General features: G+C 62.4%; 5 protein-coding genes and 1 pseudogene. 1 reads left to right on the forward strand and 5 read right to left on the reverse strand.

The features are described 5' to 3' along the window. Positions 1-2 precede the first annotated feature (2 nt). The 5 genes from WM42_RS06635 to WM42_RS06655 form a co-directional block, all read right to left on the reverse strand. The gene (locus tag WM42_RS06635; RefSeq protein ID WP_062036431.1) at positions 3-10,859 is read right to left on the reverse strand and encodes a non-ribosomal peptide synthetase; all 10,857 of its coding nucleotides are present in this window, start codon (positions 10,857-10,859) and stop codon (positions 3-5) included. Positions 10,860-10,959: 100 nt separating this feature from the next. Then, a complete protein-coding gene (locus WM42_RS06640) occupies positions 10,960-12,378 on the reverse strand; it encodes a lysine N(6)-hydroxylase/L-ornithine N(5)-oxygenase family protein (protein WP_011274124.1) in 1,419 nt (472 codons plus the stop codon). Between the two features lie 79 nt (positions 12,379-12,457). Further along, positions 12,458-14,185 carry an ABC transporter transmembrane domain-containing protein gene (locus WM42_RS06645; RefSeq protein ID WP_235591223.1) on the reverse strand — a complete coding sequence of 576 codons (1,728 nt, stop codon included), beginning with the start codon at positions 14,183-14,185 and terminating at the stop codon, positions 12,458-12,460. Then, complete coding sequence (locus WM42_RS06650; RefSeq protein WP_011274126.1) at positions 14,178-15,995, reverse strand: ABC transporter ATP-binding protein; 1,818 nt, start codon at positions 15,993-15,995, stop codon at positions 14,178-14,180. The genes WM42_RS06645 and WM42_RS06650 overlap by 8 nt, the downstream gene beginning before the upstream one ends. Next, positions 15,996-16,223, reverse strand: coding sequence for an MbtH family protein (locus WM42_RS06655; RefSeq protein ID WP_011274127.1), 228 nt, complete (start codon positions 16,221-16,223; stop codon positions 15,996-15,998). A gap of 271 nt (positions 16,224-16,494) precedes the next feature. Here WM42_RS06655 and WM42_RS12980 point away from each other — a divergent pair. Next, positions 16,495-16,974, forward strand: a pseudogene (locus WM42_RS12980) (IS1/IS1595 family N-terminal zinc-binding domain-containing protein); the annotation flags it as partial.

Raw genomic sequence — 16,974 nt, forward strand, 5'->3', positions numbered from 1 at the left:
ATCTACGAGCGCGCCTCCACAAACTCCGCCACGCGCTCGACTGTCCGCAGACCGTAGAATTCGCGCACGCCAACCTCCACTCCCAGCTCTCCACGCAGCAGTGCGCAGAGCTTGATGACCGCCATGGAGTGCCCACCCATGTCAAAGTAATCAGCATCCACCGGCACGTCCTCGGGCTCAATATCTAGCGATTCGGCAAACAGCTCCGCCGTGATCTCCTCGGTTTCGTTCGCCGGTTCGCGGCCCTTCTCCGTGATCCTTTCTCCCTCACCCAGTGCAGCAAGGTCGGTCTTTCCATTCGACGTCACCGGCAACTCATCCACGATCGACCATCGATCCGGGATCATGTAGCTGGGCAGTTCCTCGCGCAATGCATTACGCACGCCAGTCAGGAAACTCTGCCGCTCCCCCTGGTCCGCATCGCGCAGTTGTGGGGCCACGAGGTGACAGGCCAGGAGTGTGGCGTCGGATATACGAACAGGAACGGTCACGCAGTGGAGGATGCGGGGATCAACGCCGCGGGACACGGCGGCCGAGACGTCGCCGGGATCCACGCGGTGACCACGAATTTTCACCTGATCGTCGCTGCGTCCGAGGTACTCGAACATGCCATCCGCACGCACGCGGACGATGTCTCCCGTGCGATACATCCGCTCACCCGGGGCGCCCCACGGGCAGGCGACCATGGAGCTGGCGGTGCGCGCCGCGAGCCCATGATACTCCTGCGCTAAGCCGCTGCCCGCGAGGTAGAGCTCACCCGGCGCTCCTGTAGGAACGGGGCGCAACCACGGGTCCAAAACGAACGCCGCCGTGCGATCCACCGGCATTCCGATCACGGGCGTGGCGCTCTCATCCGTGCCAGCACCCAGGGCGTTGATGGTGTACTCGGTGGGTCCATAGAGGTTGTATCCGCGCACGTCATCGGCCTTTCGCAAGGTCTCCCACACGCCGTGCGAGACAGCCTCGCCGCCCAAGAGCACCAGCCGCGGGCGATGCGCGCCGGATTCCAGCATCCCCTCCGCGAGCAGCTGCTCGGCAACGGTCGGGGTGACGTTGATGACATCCACCTGATGCGCGCGAATGGCCTCAACCATGGCCGCAGCATCGCGTCGCAAATCCTCGGAGAAGATCCGCACCTCGTGGCCTTCCACCAGCCAAAACAGCTCTTCCCACGACATATCGAAGGCGAAGCTGATGGCATGCGCGATCCGCAACGTCCGCCCATCGGCAGCAGCTGGGGCGAAGATCTTGCGCCGGTGATTGTCCAGCATGTTGTGCAGCCCGCGATGCTTGATCACCACGCCCTTGGGCTTGCCGGTCGATCCGGAGGTGTACATCAGGTAGGCATCGTCCCCGGGCACCGCCGCAGGCGTGTGGGTGGTGGCGTGGGAATCGGCAGTGGTGACGTCGACGCAAGGAAGCGCACCGATCCGCTCCATGCGCTCCCGAGAACTCGAGTCCACCAGCGCGGCTGCGGGCTGGCTGTCCTCCACGAGGACCCGGAGCCGCCCATCGGGGTGCGTCAGATCAAGCGGCGCGTAGCGCACCCCTGCCCACAGGGCTCCCAGCAGAGCCACCACCGAATGCGCGGAGCGCTCCACCGCAATGGCGACAGTATCGCCGCTGGTCACGCCGCAATTCTTGATCTTTTCCGCAATGTCGGAACAGCGAGCAATCAGCTCACCGAACGTCCACTGCTGTGCGTCATCCGCTAGCGCGATGCGATCTGGGAAGCGCTGGGCGGTGTCCTTGAGCTCATCCGCAATGGTGCGGTCAATGCCTTCGGCCTTCTGCCAGGAAGCCATCTGCTCCGTCGTGCTTTGCGGGGAAGAATCCTCCGCTCGGGCTGGCGCCAACTGGGCCAGCTGAGCGAGCGGGACCTCTGGTGTGTCCACAAACGCGGTCAGGACTTCGGTCGCGGCCTTGAGCACGGAATGTGCGAGGGACTCGTCCACCACGTCGTGGCGGAATTCCAGCTTGATGCCCAGCTTCGGCCCCGGAGTGAATACCCAGGTCAGAGGGAAGTGCGTGGAATCTTCCGCGCGCTCCTCCACAACCCCGTGGCGTTCCCGAAGTTCCGCTGCTGCCTGCGGATCGAGGAAGTTCTGCACCACCACCATGGAATCGAACAGCGTGCCTACCCCCAGCTGCCGCTGGATGGCGCCGAGGTCCGCGGAATCGTGGTCCATATCCTCGATGCGCTGGCGATAAACATCCTGGACCAGTTCTTCTATGCTCTGGCCGGGCCGAGCTGTCACTCGCACTGGCACTGTGTTGAGCAGCACTCCCACCACATCAGACATGGCGGGGTCGCTCAAGGCATCGCGGCCACTGACAGACTGACCAAACACCACATCCGAATCCCCTGTGACAGCACCCAAGGCCACGGCCACGGCTGCGTTGACCACGGAGGTCAACGTCACGGCCTGCGCCCGGATCTTTTCCTGCAGTGCGCCGGTCAGCTGCTCGCTGACCTCGGCAAACACCTGGCGAGGCAACTCGCTACCAGCGTGCTCTGAAGAGATATCCGCGGCCTGCGGGGCAACGAGCGTGGGCTGAGACAACGTCTCTAGGCGATGTACCCAATAGTCGCTATCTGCCTGCTCTTTGCGAGTGTCAACGGACTCGAGCAGGGCGTCAGCAATAGAACAACCGCGAGGAACCAACTCTCCCGCACCCTGCGTGCGGGCCTGGCCGGACCTCAACGTCAGCCTCTCGAGGAAGGTTTGCAGCATCACTGCACGCGACCAACCATCGACCAGAACCAGGTGGTAGGTAAGAAGCAGCGTGTCGCCAGGCTGTCCGTCACTTCGGCCGGTGACGATGGTTGCCTTCGCCAGCGGCACGGATGCGAGATCGATGCCCGCGCTGCGATCAGCGTGCATGATCGCCTCGAGATCCCCTTCGGTGGTCTCGACGGGGAGGTCAATGCCCTGTCCACTCCACGGCAAGTTCTGCACGGGTTGGCCGGAAGCATCGGTGTGGAACTCCGCGCCCATGGCTGGATGCACGGTCACTGTGTCCCGGAAGGCTTCCACCACGGCCTCGGCATCCAGTCTCCGGTCAAACGTCAACGCAGTCTGTGCAACGTAGGCACCCGGTGCTGCCACCTGTGACTGGAACCAGATTCCGCGCTGCAGCACGCTCAGCGGAGCGCGGCGTCCTGAGGATTGCTCGCGGCTGACGTGCTCCTGCAACTCGCGAGCAACCTCGCCGATGGCGCTGCGCAAACGCTCGGCGGAAATCACCGCATTCACCACGGACAGCTCCATGCTTACGGCCCGCTCGCTAGACCACACATCGGCCTCCACCAGGTAATCCGTCCACTGGCAGGCGGCATCGCCCGGCGCGTGGAGGACAGCGCCAGTCTCTCCCCGTCCGAGGTAGTTGACCAGGATCTGTGCCCCATGGGCCAGGGTTCGCTGCCCTTGCGGGTGTGTGTATCGCAGTGCCTGATAAGTGCGGCGGTCCGGGGCTGTGCCGTCCTCGTGGAGCGCGCGCATTTCCGCTGCGGCACGTGCTGCATCCGCTGGATCAGCCAACGGGATTTCCACCGGCGCGATGGTGGTAAACCATCCGAGGGTTCGACCATAGGAATGATCAGCCGGACGTCCGTGGCCTTCTACGTCCACGGCCCAGCTCCGCGCGTCCGTGCCCATTGTTCGAGCCACCGCGACGGTCACCAGTCCTGCCACGAGGTCCTGAACGTCCACACCCATCACGTCGGGTGCAACGCTCTGCAGGACCTGCGCGGTCTGTCCGTCAATGTTCACTTCGAGCGTGCTCACATGATCCGTACTCCACTGGTTCGAGTCCTCGACGGGCCGTGGCAGCGTAGCCAGTTCACTCCAGTGCAGGGCATCCTGAGCTGCTGCGGTGTGAGCATCGTGCAGTTCTTGCAGGCAAAGATCCTTGTAGCTCGCCTGCCCGGAGAGAATCCTGCGCCCTGCGAGCGCATCGCGCAGATCGTCTTCCAGAATCATCCAACTGGCGCTATCGATCACCGCGTGATGAGCAACGGCCTTGACGTACCCATCCACACACCCGAGCACCACGCTACGACCAGCAGCAATATCGATGTGATCGATCAATGCATCCACGTCCAAAGCCCGCACAACCATAGGGCCGTCTCCCTCGGCACCAACAAAGTGCGCGAACGCAGAACTGGTGTCCACGCGCGTACGAAGCATCGGATGTGCCTGCGCTACCTGCTGCAGGGCCTGTTCCAAGTCCTCCACAGCGACTGGCCCCAGATCCAAGCGGCGCGCCTGCACAAAGCGGTCGCTCATGCCTCTTTCCATCTGCCTGCGCAGCATCGCCGGGATGGGGAAAGCCCCCGAGATCTCCTGGTGCCCGTCCTTGGGCAGGGCTTCTTCCTGGCTCTGCCTTGTTTCCTGGATTTTCTGCTGGGTGGCCTGCGGCGTGACCCGCTCGGCAATCTTGCGTGGCGTGCGGCCCAAGAAGAAGTCCCGCGGAGTCACGTTGAGATCAGCGCGCGCCAGCGCGTGAGTAACGCGGATGGCAAGAATACTGTCTCCACCTAAGCGGAAGAAGTCCGAGTCCGGCTCCACCTCGGCGCGGTCCAAGCGAAGTGCATCAGCAATTGCCTGCGAGATCGCCTCCACCAGATCCGAGGTGCCCGAAGCCTGCTGAGCAGCAGGAATCTCACCCAGAAGGTCCAGGATCGCGCGCTCATCCCGCTTGCCATTGATGGTCTGCGGCACCTGCGTACTCACCGCGAATAGCTGCGGAACCATGTAGGCAGGGAGCGCGTCTCGGGCCGCTGCGGCAGCTCGGGAGGTGATCGCCTTTGCGTCGGCACGAGAATCCGTAATCAACAACGCACCCGGCACCTGGCCTTCGGGCAGATCGACGACCACCACGGTGGCCTCCCGCACACCGCTGACCTTCTCCAGCGCGCTCTCGATCTCCCCCAGCTCCACGCGATAACCGCGCAGCTGCACCTGCCTATCGGCGCGGCCCACGTAATCCAGATGACCGTTGTTCAGCACCTTTGCCATGTCATTGCTGCAGTACATCCGCGCGCCGCCGCCAACGAAAGGATCGGCCACGAAGCGGGAGGCCGTGGTAGAAGCAAGCCCCCAATAACCCGCGGTGACCTGCGGCCCGGCAACGTACATCATGCCGGTCTCTCCAGGCTGCACCGGCTGTAATTGCGCGTCCAGAACATAGGTACGCAACCCGTCCATCGGGCGGCCGATCGGGCTGCGGGCCTCCCCTGCATTCTCGGAGCATTCGTGTGCTGTGACGTGCACTGTCGTCTCCGTGATGCCATACATGTTGATAAACCGAACATTCGGATGAGCACTGCAGTAGGCAGCCTCCGCGCGGGCCTCCAAGGCCTCGCCGCCGAAGATCACCGTGCGCACCGCAGAGTCCTGCCCGAGGTGCGGCTCCAACGCGGCAAAGGCGGTTGGGGTCTGGCTCAGCACCGTGATGGCTTCGGCACGCAACACCTCTGCGGCATCCTCGGGCGAGCGCATCAGCGCATACGGCATCACCACGGCACGCCCGCCGGAGCTCAGCGCTGCCCACATCTCCCACACCGAAAAGTCAAAGGCGAAGCTGTGGCTGATCGACCACACGTCCTCCTGCGAAAACTCCACGTGGCTGCGAGCATTGCCCAGCATCGCGGTCACGTTGGCGTGTGTGACGGCCACGCCCTTCGGCCGCCCTGTGGAGCCGGAGGTGTAGATCACGTAGGCGATGTCATTGGCACGGGCCACGCTTGCCGACCGGCCCGCAGGCGGCTTCGCTTCCCCGCTCATCGTCTGTTCACTGACCACGAGGACGGGACAATCTACCAGCTCAGAGACCATTTTTTCCGCGCTGGGAGACACCAGCACGGCATCGGGCTGGCAATCCTCCAGGATCAATTCCACCCGCGCTTGCGGGGACAACGGATCCACGGGAACGTAGGTGCCGGCGGACATCGTGGTCGCCAGAATGGCCGCAACCTGCCACGCATCGCGCTCCATGAGCAGGGCTACTCTCGGGGTGTGGATGGCAACCTTCCGGTCCAGCACAGCGCGTATACGCTGAGCGGCGTCGTCTAGTTCTTCGTAGGTCCAATGCTCCGCAGCACCGTCTTCTCCGATGCTGGTCAGGGCGGGCCGGTCGCGGGAGTGCTCGAAGCTGCGTCGCCACAAAGAAGGAAGCGTGTCCACACCAGATACCGCACCCAACGCCTCTGCAACCTCACCCACGGTCGCCACCGCACCGGATTCAGACAGCAAAGAATCCACACTCACCGCGAGCATCTGCGCGATCCTTTCGGCACGTACCTCGGTGATTCGCTGCGGATCGTAGATCAGGCGCAGTGGGTGCTCAGCGGAAGGGTTGACCACGACGGACAGGGGAAAGTGCGGCGCGCCATTGTTGCGCACGTCAGCAACCTGTAGTGGCGAGCCGGGGCAGCCCACGTCCTGTGGAGATAGCGGCACCTCCACCACCATCAACGTATCCAGCAGTTCGCTGGCGTTGGTTCCCAGGTCGCGGGCAATATCAGCCAGGCTGACGTGCTGCACATCGCGGACCTGATTGTTGTGATGGACCATGGCGTGCAGCATGCTGGTCACCGGCAGGGTGGGATCAGATTGCCCCGGCGCGACCACCGGGATGGTGTTGAGCTGCATGCCCACGGCATCGGCCACGCCAAGAACGGGAATGTCACGGCCGGAAACGGAAGTGGCAAACACCACGTCAGCCCCAGGTTCGCAGCCCACCAAGGTGCGAAGGACCAGCCCCCACGCCGCGTGCACCACATCCGGCAGGCCCACACCCGCTACCCGAGCACGCTCAGACAAGCCAACAGTCCGCGGATCGTCTACCAGCAACTCCCGGCGCTCGAGCGAACTCGAAGGATTAGGGCACAGCACCGTGGGGCGTACCTCGCGCATTTCCTCGCGCCAGACGGACATATCGGCTTCCGCGTCTCTGCGCGCCACCCATCGCACGCTGCCGGCCATTCCGGCGTCCGGGTCGTAGCGCGGGATTCGGGCATCGTCATCCCGGTAGATCTCCAGGAGATCCCGCAGCATGATGGGCACGGACCATCCGTCGGCGATCAGGTGATGCACCGTCTGGATCACGGCGATGTCCTGGCCACACACCGCACCATCGACACTGGTCGGGAGCACAACGGTCCATCGCATGAGCGGCTCGGGCGCGGCATCACCGGGCGGCTGCAAGGAGATTCCCCGCGAGAGGTCATCAGCGGCAATCTCTTCCGTACGCTGCACGAGCCACCCGTCTAATCCAGGCCCAGCCAACTCGGCAGGCACCGTCACGTCCCGAAAGTCCACCCGCAAATGCTCGGCAATCCCCGGATCAATCACGGCAACCACATCGCCACCGTCAGTTTCCCAAGGGCGGGTGCTCAGTGCGGGGTGGCGTCGGATCAAATTACGCGCAGCGCGGGCGAATCGCTCCCGGTCAAACGGTTCGCTGCATTCCACCCGCAAGACCTGTTGCTCCACATACGAGCTGGCCGATTCCTCGAATAGCGAGTGGAAGTACATGCCGTGCTGCAGCGGGGTCAGCGGCAGCACGTCCTGCAGCTCCGCGGAGCTCTGCGCAGTGATTCGTGCCAGGTCCGCAGAGTTCACGGGTGCGGGGGCAACGTCGCCCACGGACAACACGCCGTGATCGGCAAGCGCTGCCACCTCGCGCAATGCCACATCCCAGTGCGCGACCAATTCGTCGATCCGTTCGGGGGAGATCCTGCCGCGCGCCCAGGAGATCGTGGTGCGCAGGACGTATCCCTCGCCGGTGTCTTCGGCGATCGCGTTGAACTCCAGCTCGCGGACCAACGGCTGGTCCGGGTCGCGTTGCTCGCCGAGTTGGCCGGTGGAACCCGCGGGAGCGAAATCTTGTGCTCCTGCGGATACGCGCCCCAAGTAGTTGAACAGCACCTGTGCCTGCGGAGGGGTCTTCGCGGACTGATGCAACCAGGTGTGGGCCTGGTAAGGAACGCCGTTGCCGGGGATGGCCGCGAGCTGGTCTTTCACTGCGTTGAGTGCCAGCGCTAGCGGGGCGATGCTGCCCTCGACCTCTGTGGAGGCCTCCTGCACTGCCGCCCGGGTGGGGTCGATCAGCATGGGATATAGGCAGGTGAACCAGCCCACCGTGCGTGAAAGGTCTGCTTCCCTGCCCTGTGGCCCGGGTACGAATCGGGTTTCGCGGCCGTGCCCCTCCATCTCCACCAGGGTCCATGTTTGTTTGTTTCGACGCCAACGCGCCAACGCCACGCTCAATGCCGTAAGCAATACGGAATTCGCCCCCGTGCGGAAAGCGTGGGGCACCGCACCCAGTAATTCGTCCGTGATCTGCACTGATGCCTCATGTACCACGCTGCGCTCCTCACGGACTGTGGGCGCTTTCTCGGGACTATCAGCAAGCGCTGGCACCTGCGGGTCCCGCAGAGGTTCATCTGCACTCGGCAATGGGGGCAGGGAACTATTGGCATCCTCCGCGAATTCGCCAGTATCAACGGCCTGTTGCAGCAGCTGCGTCCATCGGCGCAGGGACGTCCGCTCCGGCGCGAGCTGTTCCCCGCGATACGCCGCGGCGAGGTCCTCGCCGATAATGTTCCATGACACGCCATCGACCACCAGGTGATGCACCACAAGGCGCAATCTTCCGGGCACCAGCCCAGCCGCTACCACCACTCCGACTGCCGGATCCAGCAGTTCAGAAAGCGCAGCGATGTCCGTGGTGGGGTGGATCGCCACCGCTTCTTCGGCAGATTCCTCCGGGAGTTCCAGCCGCAAGGGATTCCGCTGCACACGGGCCCGCAGTGCAGGGTGCGCCTGCAGCACGTCAGCCACCATTCGCCCGGCCAGCTGCGCATCCACATCTTCTGGAACTGAAAACTCCACGGACTGAATGAAGCCGTCCACGTGATCAGTAATGGAATCGAACCAGCGCAGAATCGGCAGCGACTGCACCTCACCGGTTGGTTCATCGTCTGGATCCTGCACGAAGGTTCCGCGCTCTTCGGCGCACCGAGCCAGTTGCTGTGGAGTGCGCGCAGAGAAAATATCTCCCACACTCACCTCCACCCCGCGCCGTCCCAGAGCCGAGACCAGGGTGATGGCCCGCAGGCTATCGCCACCGATATCGAAGAAGTCCGTCTCCGCACCCACCGCGCTAACCCCCAATGCTTCAGCCATTGCCTCCGCGAGCAGAGCAACGGTTTCCCCGTCACGTTCAGCATCGGCCGGGGCATCAGTGAGCGAGCTCCAATCAGGTTCCGGCAGTGCCTTCCGATCCACTTTTCCGTTGGCCGTCCGCGGCAACTCATCCATGACGGTGATAATCGCGGGCACCATGTATTCGGGCAGTACCTCGGCACACCAACTACGGATCGCAGCACCCACGAGGCCCGCAGTCACCGTCACGTAGCCCAGCAGTCGCCCCTCCCGAGCAATCACGCTCGCCGCCTCCACATCTGGGTGTCCCACCAGCGCAGATTCCACGTCCTCCAACTCCAGACGCATGCCACGGATTTTCACCTGATTATCGGCCCGCCCCACGAATTCCAGCGAGCCGTCGTTGTGCCGGCGCACCAGGTCTCCCGTGCGGTACATCCGGGTTCCGTCCGACGCAAACACATCCGCAACAAAGCGGCTGGCCGTGAGTCCTGGGGCATTGATATACCCCTTGGCCAGCAGGAATCCGGCCACATAGAGTTCACCAATTTCTTGGTCTGGAACCACCCGCAGGTGCTCATCGAGCACATAGAGCCGACAGTTGGGATTGGCCACACCGATGCTCGTGTTGAGGCGATCCTCGTCGTCACGGTAGATGACGTGGGAGACACCGATGGTAGCTTCCGCTGGCCCGTACCCGTGGTACAGCGGGATGGCCAGCTGCTGGCGAAAGCGACGGAACAGCGCCTGGGTGAGCATCTCTCCGCCACACCAGACATGCCGCAAGCTGTCTAATAGATTCGTGCCTTCGGCCTGTTTGAGCATGACGTCGAGAACACTCGAAACCAGATACGCAAACGTCACGCCCTCGCGATGGATGAGGCGGGCCAAGCGTTGGGGGTCTTGCTCCACGCCCGGCGCGGCCACCACCACGCGGCCCCCGCAAACCAGCGGCAGGAAGATCTCATTGATGGAGATATCAAAGGCCAGCGGTGCCTTGAACAGGGAGGCATCATCGCGGCCGAAGAACAGGATCTGATCGCGCTGCCAGAGCAAGCGCTCCACGATCGCACCGTGGCGGATCATTGCGCCCTTTGGGCGGCCGGTGCTGCCAGAGGTAAAGATGACGTACGCAACGCTGTCCGTGGACGGCGGGGTGAACAGCTCGCGGGTGGCATCGAGGTCGAATAGCGCGTCTTCGGTGAGCGCGCAGTTGTCCGGCGTGAGTACGAAGCTCAGGCTGGCATCGTGGGTGACGGATTCCCGGCGCGCCTGCGGCCACGAGGGGTCTAGCGGGACAAAACTGCCACCGGCGAGCAACGTGGCGACGATACCCACCACCATCTCCGCGCTGCGCGGCAGGGAGATTCCCACACTCTGACCAGCGTCAATACCGTGTTCCCGCAAATTTCGCGCTACAGCAGTTGCATGGGCGACGAGCTGCGCATAGGTCAGTCTGTGCCGGTCATCCACCACTGCGAGCGCATCCGGGGTCTCCTGCGCATGCTGCAGGAGCAGGCTAATCAGGTCCGGGCGATCGCGATCCTGATCCGTGTCATTCCATATGCGCTGCTGGGCGATCCGATCCTGTTCACTGCGGCCATGACCGATGACGGCGCCGCCATCTCGAGAAGCAAGCGTATCGCCAGAGGAAAACGGAGTGTGAGCAGACGATCGGGTGGGCACAAAGAGCCTTTCGGTTGATGGGGAAACAGGGAATCAGACGCGGATGGCGGACGTCGGGCTAGGTGTCAGCCAACCTCAAGCGGAGCACGGCTCGGGAAAATCAGCCTGCGATCAGGTGCGAAGAATCCCGATGTTGCTCGGAGCGGAGATCTTCATCCGCCGGCGCACGATGCGTGCGTTGCTGACCCGTGATGGCCTCCACCAGTTCCCCGGAGCGGGTCGCGATGTTGGAGAGCAACGTGGAACCGAGTCCATGCGTGGCCTCAGTTGCTCCCTGCACGAAGAGTCCTGGCACGCGCTCGCCATTGAGCACGGCGCCGTAATCCCTAGTGACGGTGAATTCTTCACTGCCGTGACTATCAGCGTGAATCCCCGCAAGACCGCGAGATCGGAAGCCCGTGGCGCACACCACCACGTCAAAGTTTTCTGTCACCACGTCTCCGGTTACTCGGTGGCGAATGTCCACGTCGACGCTGCCGTCGGAACAATTACGCGCACCGAGCACCTCCGTGGTCCGGCGAATATCGAGCCGCTGACGCCCGGTGACGCTTTCCCGATACTGACGGTCGTGGAGCTCATCGAGGAGCTCAGATTCCACGCAGGCGTAATTGGTGTACCGGTGGCGGATCAACAGCTCGTTGCGGATCGCATCGGGCGCATGGAAGAAGTCATCAACGGCCTCCGGGTCGAACACCCGATTGGCGAAGGGGCTGTCATCGGCGGGGATGAAGCCGTAGCTGTTCAAGCTGCCCGTGACGGTATCGATATGCGGGCAATCGTGGAAGTACCGGATGGCCTCGGCTGCGGACTGGCCCGCGCCGATCACCAAAGCTCGGCGGATATCCCACCCACTGTTCAGCAGCTTCTTGGTGCGCGGGAGCAAATCGATGTTGTGGAAGATGCGCGAGGTGTCCAAGGAGCTGTCCTCTGCCCACGCAGGCATCTTGGCTTCCAGCCCGCGGGCAACCACCACGTTGCGGCAGCGAATGGACTCCGACTGCTGAGCTCGCTGCCCTTCGGACTCACCGCTTCCTAACTTCCTGCGGACGTGCACCACAAAACGAGCTCCGTCTGCGGCCAGTTCCGGAAGCGTCTCGATGGACGTCACGGTGGTGTTGTACTGCGTGTCCACGGTGATGTGATCCGCGATCCATCGGAGGTAATCGGCGAATTCCACGCGTTCCGGGGTGAAGGTTTGGCGGTTAATGAAATCAATCAAGCGGTCGCTGTGATGCAAGTAGTTGATGAAGCTGAAGCGGCTCTGCGGATTGCGCACCGTAACCAGGTCTTTAAGGAAGCTGATCTGCATGTTGGATCCTTCGAGGAGCATGCCTGGGTGCCAGTTGAATTCCGGGCGGGCTTCCACAAAGAGTGCATCGAGTTCTGGAGCTTGCTCTTCGATAGCTACCGCGAGCCCGAGGTTTCCGGGGCCGATGCCGATCCCGACGATGTCGCGGACGGAATTTTCGTGGGTACTGCGCTCTGCGGATGTCTGAGCTTGACGATCGATGATGGTCACTATGGCCTCTCTGTAGGATGCGCCAACCAACTTCTTAGGGTAGGCAATGCAAAGGGTAGGCTAACCTATCTTCTATTGCTCAACAACCCCCTAGCGAGAATTGCTCACCCCGCGTCCGCAAACTCCCAGCTAGAGGCTTCACATCAACTACGTCCTCGGCTACCGACTGGAAGGCCCTCCCCACACACAGGACCACCGTGGTACGCCCGCGGCGAATATCTCTCACCGCACGCGCCACTTTCATGCCCGTCATTGAATCCACTGACGAGACCGGATCAACCATCACCAACATCTCCGGCTCAGCCAGTAGCGCTCGTGCCAATCCCAGCCGCTGCCGCTGACCACCGGAAAGATTGCGCGCACCTTCGGTCAGCTCGTGATCCAATACCCCGGCTGAATGAGCCGCCCCCGGCGCCAGTTCATCGAGCCCTAAGGCGTTAAGAATGTCTACTGCATCCTCCGCCCTGCCCTCTCCAGAGCTCCGCAGCACCGCCTGCCCCACTGTGTCCCCAAACAATGCCGGCTTCCGAGGCTCGGCAAGCACAGCGGAACGCACATCGTCTACCGAGATCTCGCAAATATCGCGCCCCCGGATCCACAGTTGTTGAGTTTGTGGCCTAGTCAGGGAGCCAAGCTCCATCGACTCCCCCGCGACCAACGCATCCACCAGAGCATCTGCCCATGCGGCTGAACAGTGCACCACCGTCAGTCGCCCCTCTGCGAACGCCACGGAAGCCTGCTCTGATCCCTCGACCTCGCCGTCTCCTTCGGCCTCACCGTCTCCACCGCGCATGGAAATGGCAGGCGTGCCAATCTGAGCAGATGGCACGCCCTGCCCCTCACGCAGCCGCTGAGCTTCCGCCACGCGCTGCAGCCTCCGAACGGAAGCCCTCGCCAATCCAATGAAGCGCGGCATTCTGCTGCACTGCCGCATCGGCTCCGCGATAAATTGTGACAGCGCCACCACGGTGACCAACTCCCCCAACGTCACATCGCCGGAAATGGTTCGATAGCCCGCGTACAGGCCCACCGCACTCAGCAACAGCACATTGCTGCCCATCGCCACGGCTTCATAACCTCCGCTGACCCACGCGAGCTTCCGAGCATCCGCACACGCCTCTTCAGATTTACGCGCATATCCACGGTAGGCCGGATGCGCGCCAGCCACTCCCGAGATCACCGGCAGCCCCTGCAGAATGTCGGTCATGCGCGCGGTCACTCGCGCGAGCAGAGTTTGTTGCCGCTCCGCGCGGCGTTCAATGATCTGAGACAGCCGGTGCAGGACTATCAACACCACCGCGCTGAGCACCAACACCACCACTCCCAGTGGCAGATCAATCAGCGCCAGAACAATCGTGCAGAAAATGGCTCCCACCAGCGCACTGATCCCCACCGGGACCACTTCGATGATGTCTACCGCCTGCACCACGTCTTCACCCACCACCGTGGGCAATTCCTGGCGAGGCAGACTGTCCGCATCGTCGGAATGCCCACCATGGCTCACCACCTGCGAGGTGATGCCTGCCCGCAATTCACATACGTTCCGAGCCGACGTAGCCTGCAGTATCCGGAACCCTGTCTGCCAGCTCACAGACACCGTCGCCAGCGTAGCGCCTAAGGCTGCGATTCCACCCACCAGGTGCCACACATTCTCGCTAGCGATAAGACTGTGCGCCAACCATCCCAGTAACACCGCAATCATGGCTTCTGCCACGTGGTAGATGCTCAGCAACAAGCCACTCAGAGCCATCGCGCGAGAATTTTTTCTGACCAGCCCGCGCAGCGTCACCACCTTGTTGTCAGACACGCGCCTGCCTCCCCTGCTCATTCCAGGCGGTCCACATATCGGCATATGTTCCGTTTCTTGCTGCCAGCTCCTCGTGCGTACCTGTTTCCACCACGCGCCCGCGCTCCATCACCACCACGCTATCGGCGGAGGTTGCTTGGCTGAGCCGGTGCGCAATCACCATCGCCGTCCGTCCGCGGATCGCCGCGCGGGCAGCGTCCTCCAAGGACATCGAAAAGGCCTCGTGTGATTGCTGTGTTTCCTCGAGGTCACCGTCATCTTCGGCCGTTGATTCGTCAAGAATGACGACGCCAGCCCGAGACAATGCCACCCTGGCCAGCGCCAGACGCTGTGCCGCCACCGCATCTACGTGCAGGCCCCCTTCGCCCAGCATTGTGTCTAAGCCCTGCTTGTCGCCATGGGACAAGGATGTGCACCAATCTTCCGCACCGGTTCGGCGCAGCGCATCCCATATTTCTGCGTCGCTGGCACCTTCGGCTGCCAGCAGGAGATTATCGCGCAAACTCATCGCGAAGACGTAGTTTTCCTGGGAGGCAACGCAAAAGATCGAGCTTCTTTCTTGCGCACTCATTCCCACCACGTCGCACCCCCCAACGGTGATCACACCCGGCTCTGCCATCTCGAGGGTTCCAGAGACAATTTCCGCAACCGTGGACTTGCCAGCTCCCGATCCGCCGACCACGCATACCGTGCACCCCGCAGGGATGTGGAACGCCAAGTCATGCAAGATCTCTGGGCCATCCTCGTACCGATAATTCAGGCCCTTGACCTCTACAGCTGGACTCTGCCGATGCGAGGAGTAGTCATCAATCGGCTGTGGCGTATCCGCACCCGCGGAGCGAATGAGTCCCACGATGCGCCCCAAGGCCGCCCCGCTGCGCTGCAGTTCATCAAAGGTGAACAGAATCGTGCCGATCGGCACGAACTGACGGTGGAACAGAATCAACGCTGCCGAGATCTCGCCCACCGTCACCGCATCTTCGCGGAAGAGCAACCAGCCTACGACAGACAGGGCTGACAACCCCATGAACTCCGCGAAGTTCTCCCGCGCCACCAGCCCGGAAAACACACGAAACGCAGCGATTGATTCGTCCCGCGAAGCCTGCGCGTAGCGCCTGGTGAGACCTTGGCGGCTATCCACCAGCCGATGCGAACGAACCGAACGAATGCCCTCCATAGAACCTTGCAAGGAACCGATGACACCGGCTTCTAATTCGCGTTGGCGTCGATACAAAGGGGCAGAACGAGGAAGATACCATCGCAACCCCAGCGCATAGAACGGAATCCCGCACAGCCCCGCCAACGCGAGGCGCCAATCCAACCCCGCTATTCCAGCGCTGGCCACCACGACCATCACCAGCGCGCTGAGGGTCGATGGAACCGACTTGCGGGCACTGCTCACCAGCGCGGCGACATCCGCACCAACTCGGCCCAGCACCTCTCCCCGGCCCAGGGACTCCACCGTGGTGGAAGGCAGATTCAGCACCGCGGCGACGGCGCGCTCACGCAACTTCGCAACTACCTGGGCAATCGTCACACCCGTCAGCGCCTCCGCAAGGCCAGCGACAACGGCAGTACCAACACACGCCACGGCAGCCCACACAATCACCTTCAGCACGCCAGACTTGCCGTCACCGGCGGCTACCGCATCGATGACGCTGGCCAGCAGATAAATGGGCACCAGAGAGAGCAAGGCACCGGCGAAAGTGAACAGCACCGCACTAATTGCTGGAGTTGCGGTGCGACGGAGCAGGCGGCCAATCTCCGCAGCGGACTCACCAGGCAAAGCAGTGGGAAGTACGGCACTCACTTAAGCGTGAGACTTTCCTGCCGGTTGCAAGGTGGTCCACTCGCGGTCGATGAACTCCATCGCCTCGTCCCGCGATACCCCGCCGTCTACGCCACGGGAAGGGTCTCCCAGAGCCACGGTCCATCCGTCTGGCACGGCGGCGAACGTAGGCCACAACGAGTACTGTCCCTCGTCGTTGATAAGGGCGAAGAAGCTGCCCTGTTCGTCATCAAACGGGTTGCTAGACAACACGCGCTCCTTGTCTCATGATGCGGAAATAACGGGTTTATGGGCTGCGTTGGCCAAAGTGGTGGCACAAGTGCAGCAAGCGTGAATTAACTTAGCATAACCTAATATGCAGCTTTTGAGGGTTAAGTAAAGAAAAGTGTGTCCGCATGCCACCATAACCCCAGACCACACACCACAAATCACCAAAGAATAGCTCCCCGAAAGCTATTACCCACACCATCCCGCACCTCCGGCCACATTTGTGCTAACCGCACACCGGTTGGATTAAAGGATGACCACCAACCGCCCCAGCTGCCCACTATGCGGCAACAACACAAAGAAAAACGGCACCACCAGCAAATCAACCACCCGTTGGCGCTGCACCCACTGCGGACACTCCTTTACCCGCAACACCCAAACCCACAACAAAAATACCGCCACCATGGCTTTGTTCATCCAATGGGCCACCGGCACCCAATCTCTAACCACCTTCGCCGCACACCATGGCGTAACCAGGCAAACCATGCACCACCGATTCCGATGGTGCTGGTGGATCATCCCCACACCCACCATCGACTCATTCCGCATCCATGACCAAATCTTCCTCGACGCGACCTATCTAAAGTCCGGATGCCTCCTGATCGCAGCCAGTAAAACCCACGTCATCAACTGGACCTGGGCCAGACACGAAACCACCGCCGCCTACACCGAACTGAGGTTACCCTCGTTTAGTGGACACCCTATTTGTACGGATCTTGTGTCCGTAAGAGAG

It is taken from the genome of Corynebacterium simulans (genome assembly GCF_001586215.1).
GTDB lineage: Bacteria > Actinomycetota > Actinomycetes > Mycobacteriales > Mycobacteriaceae > Corynebacterium > Corynebacterium simulans.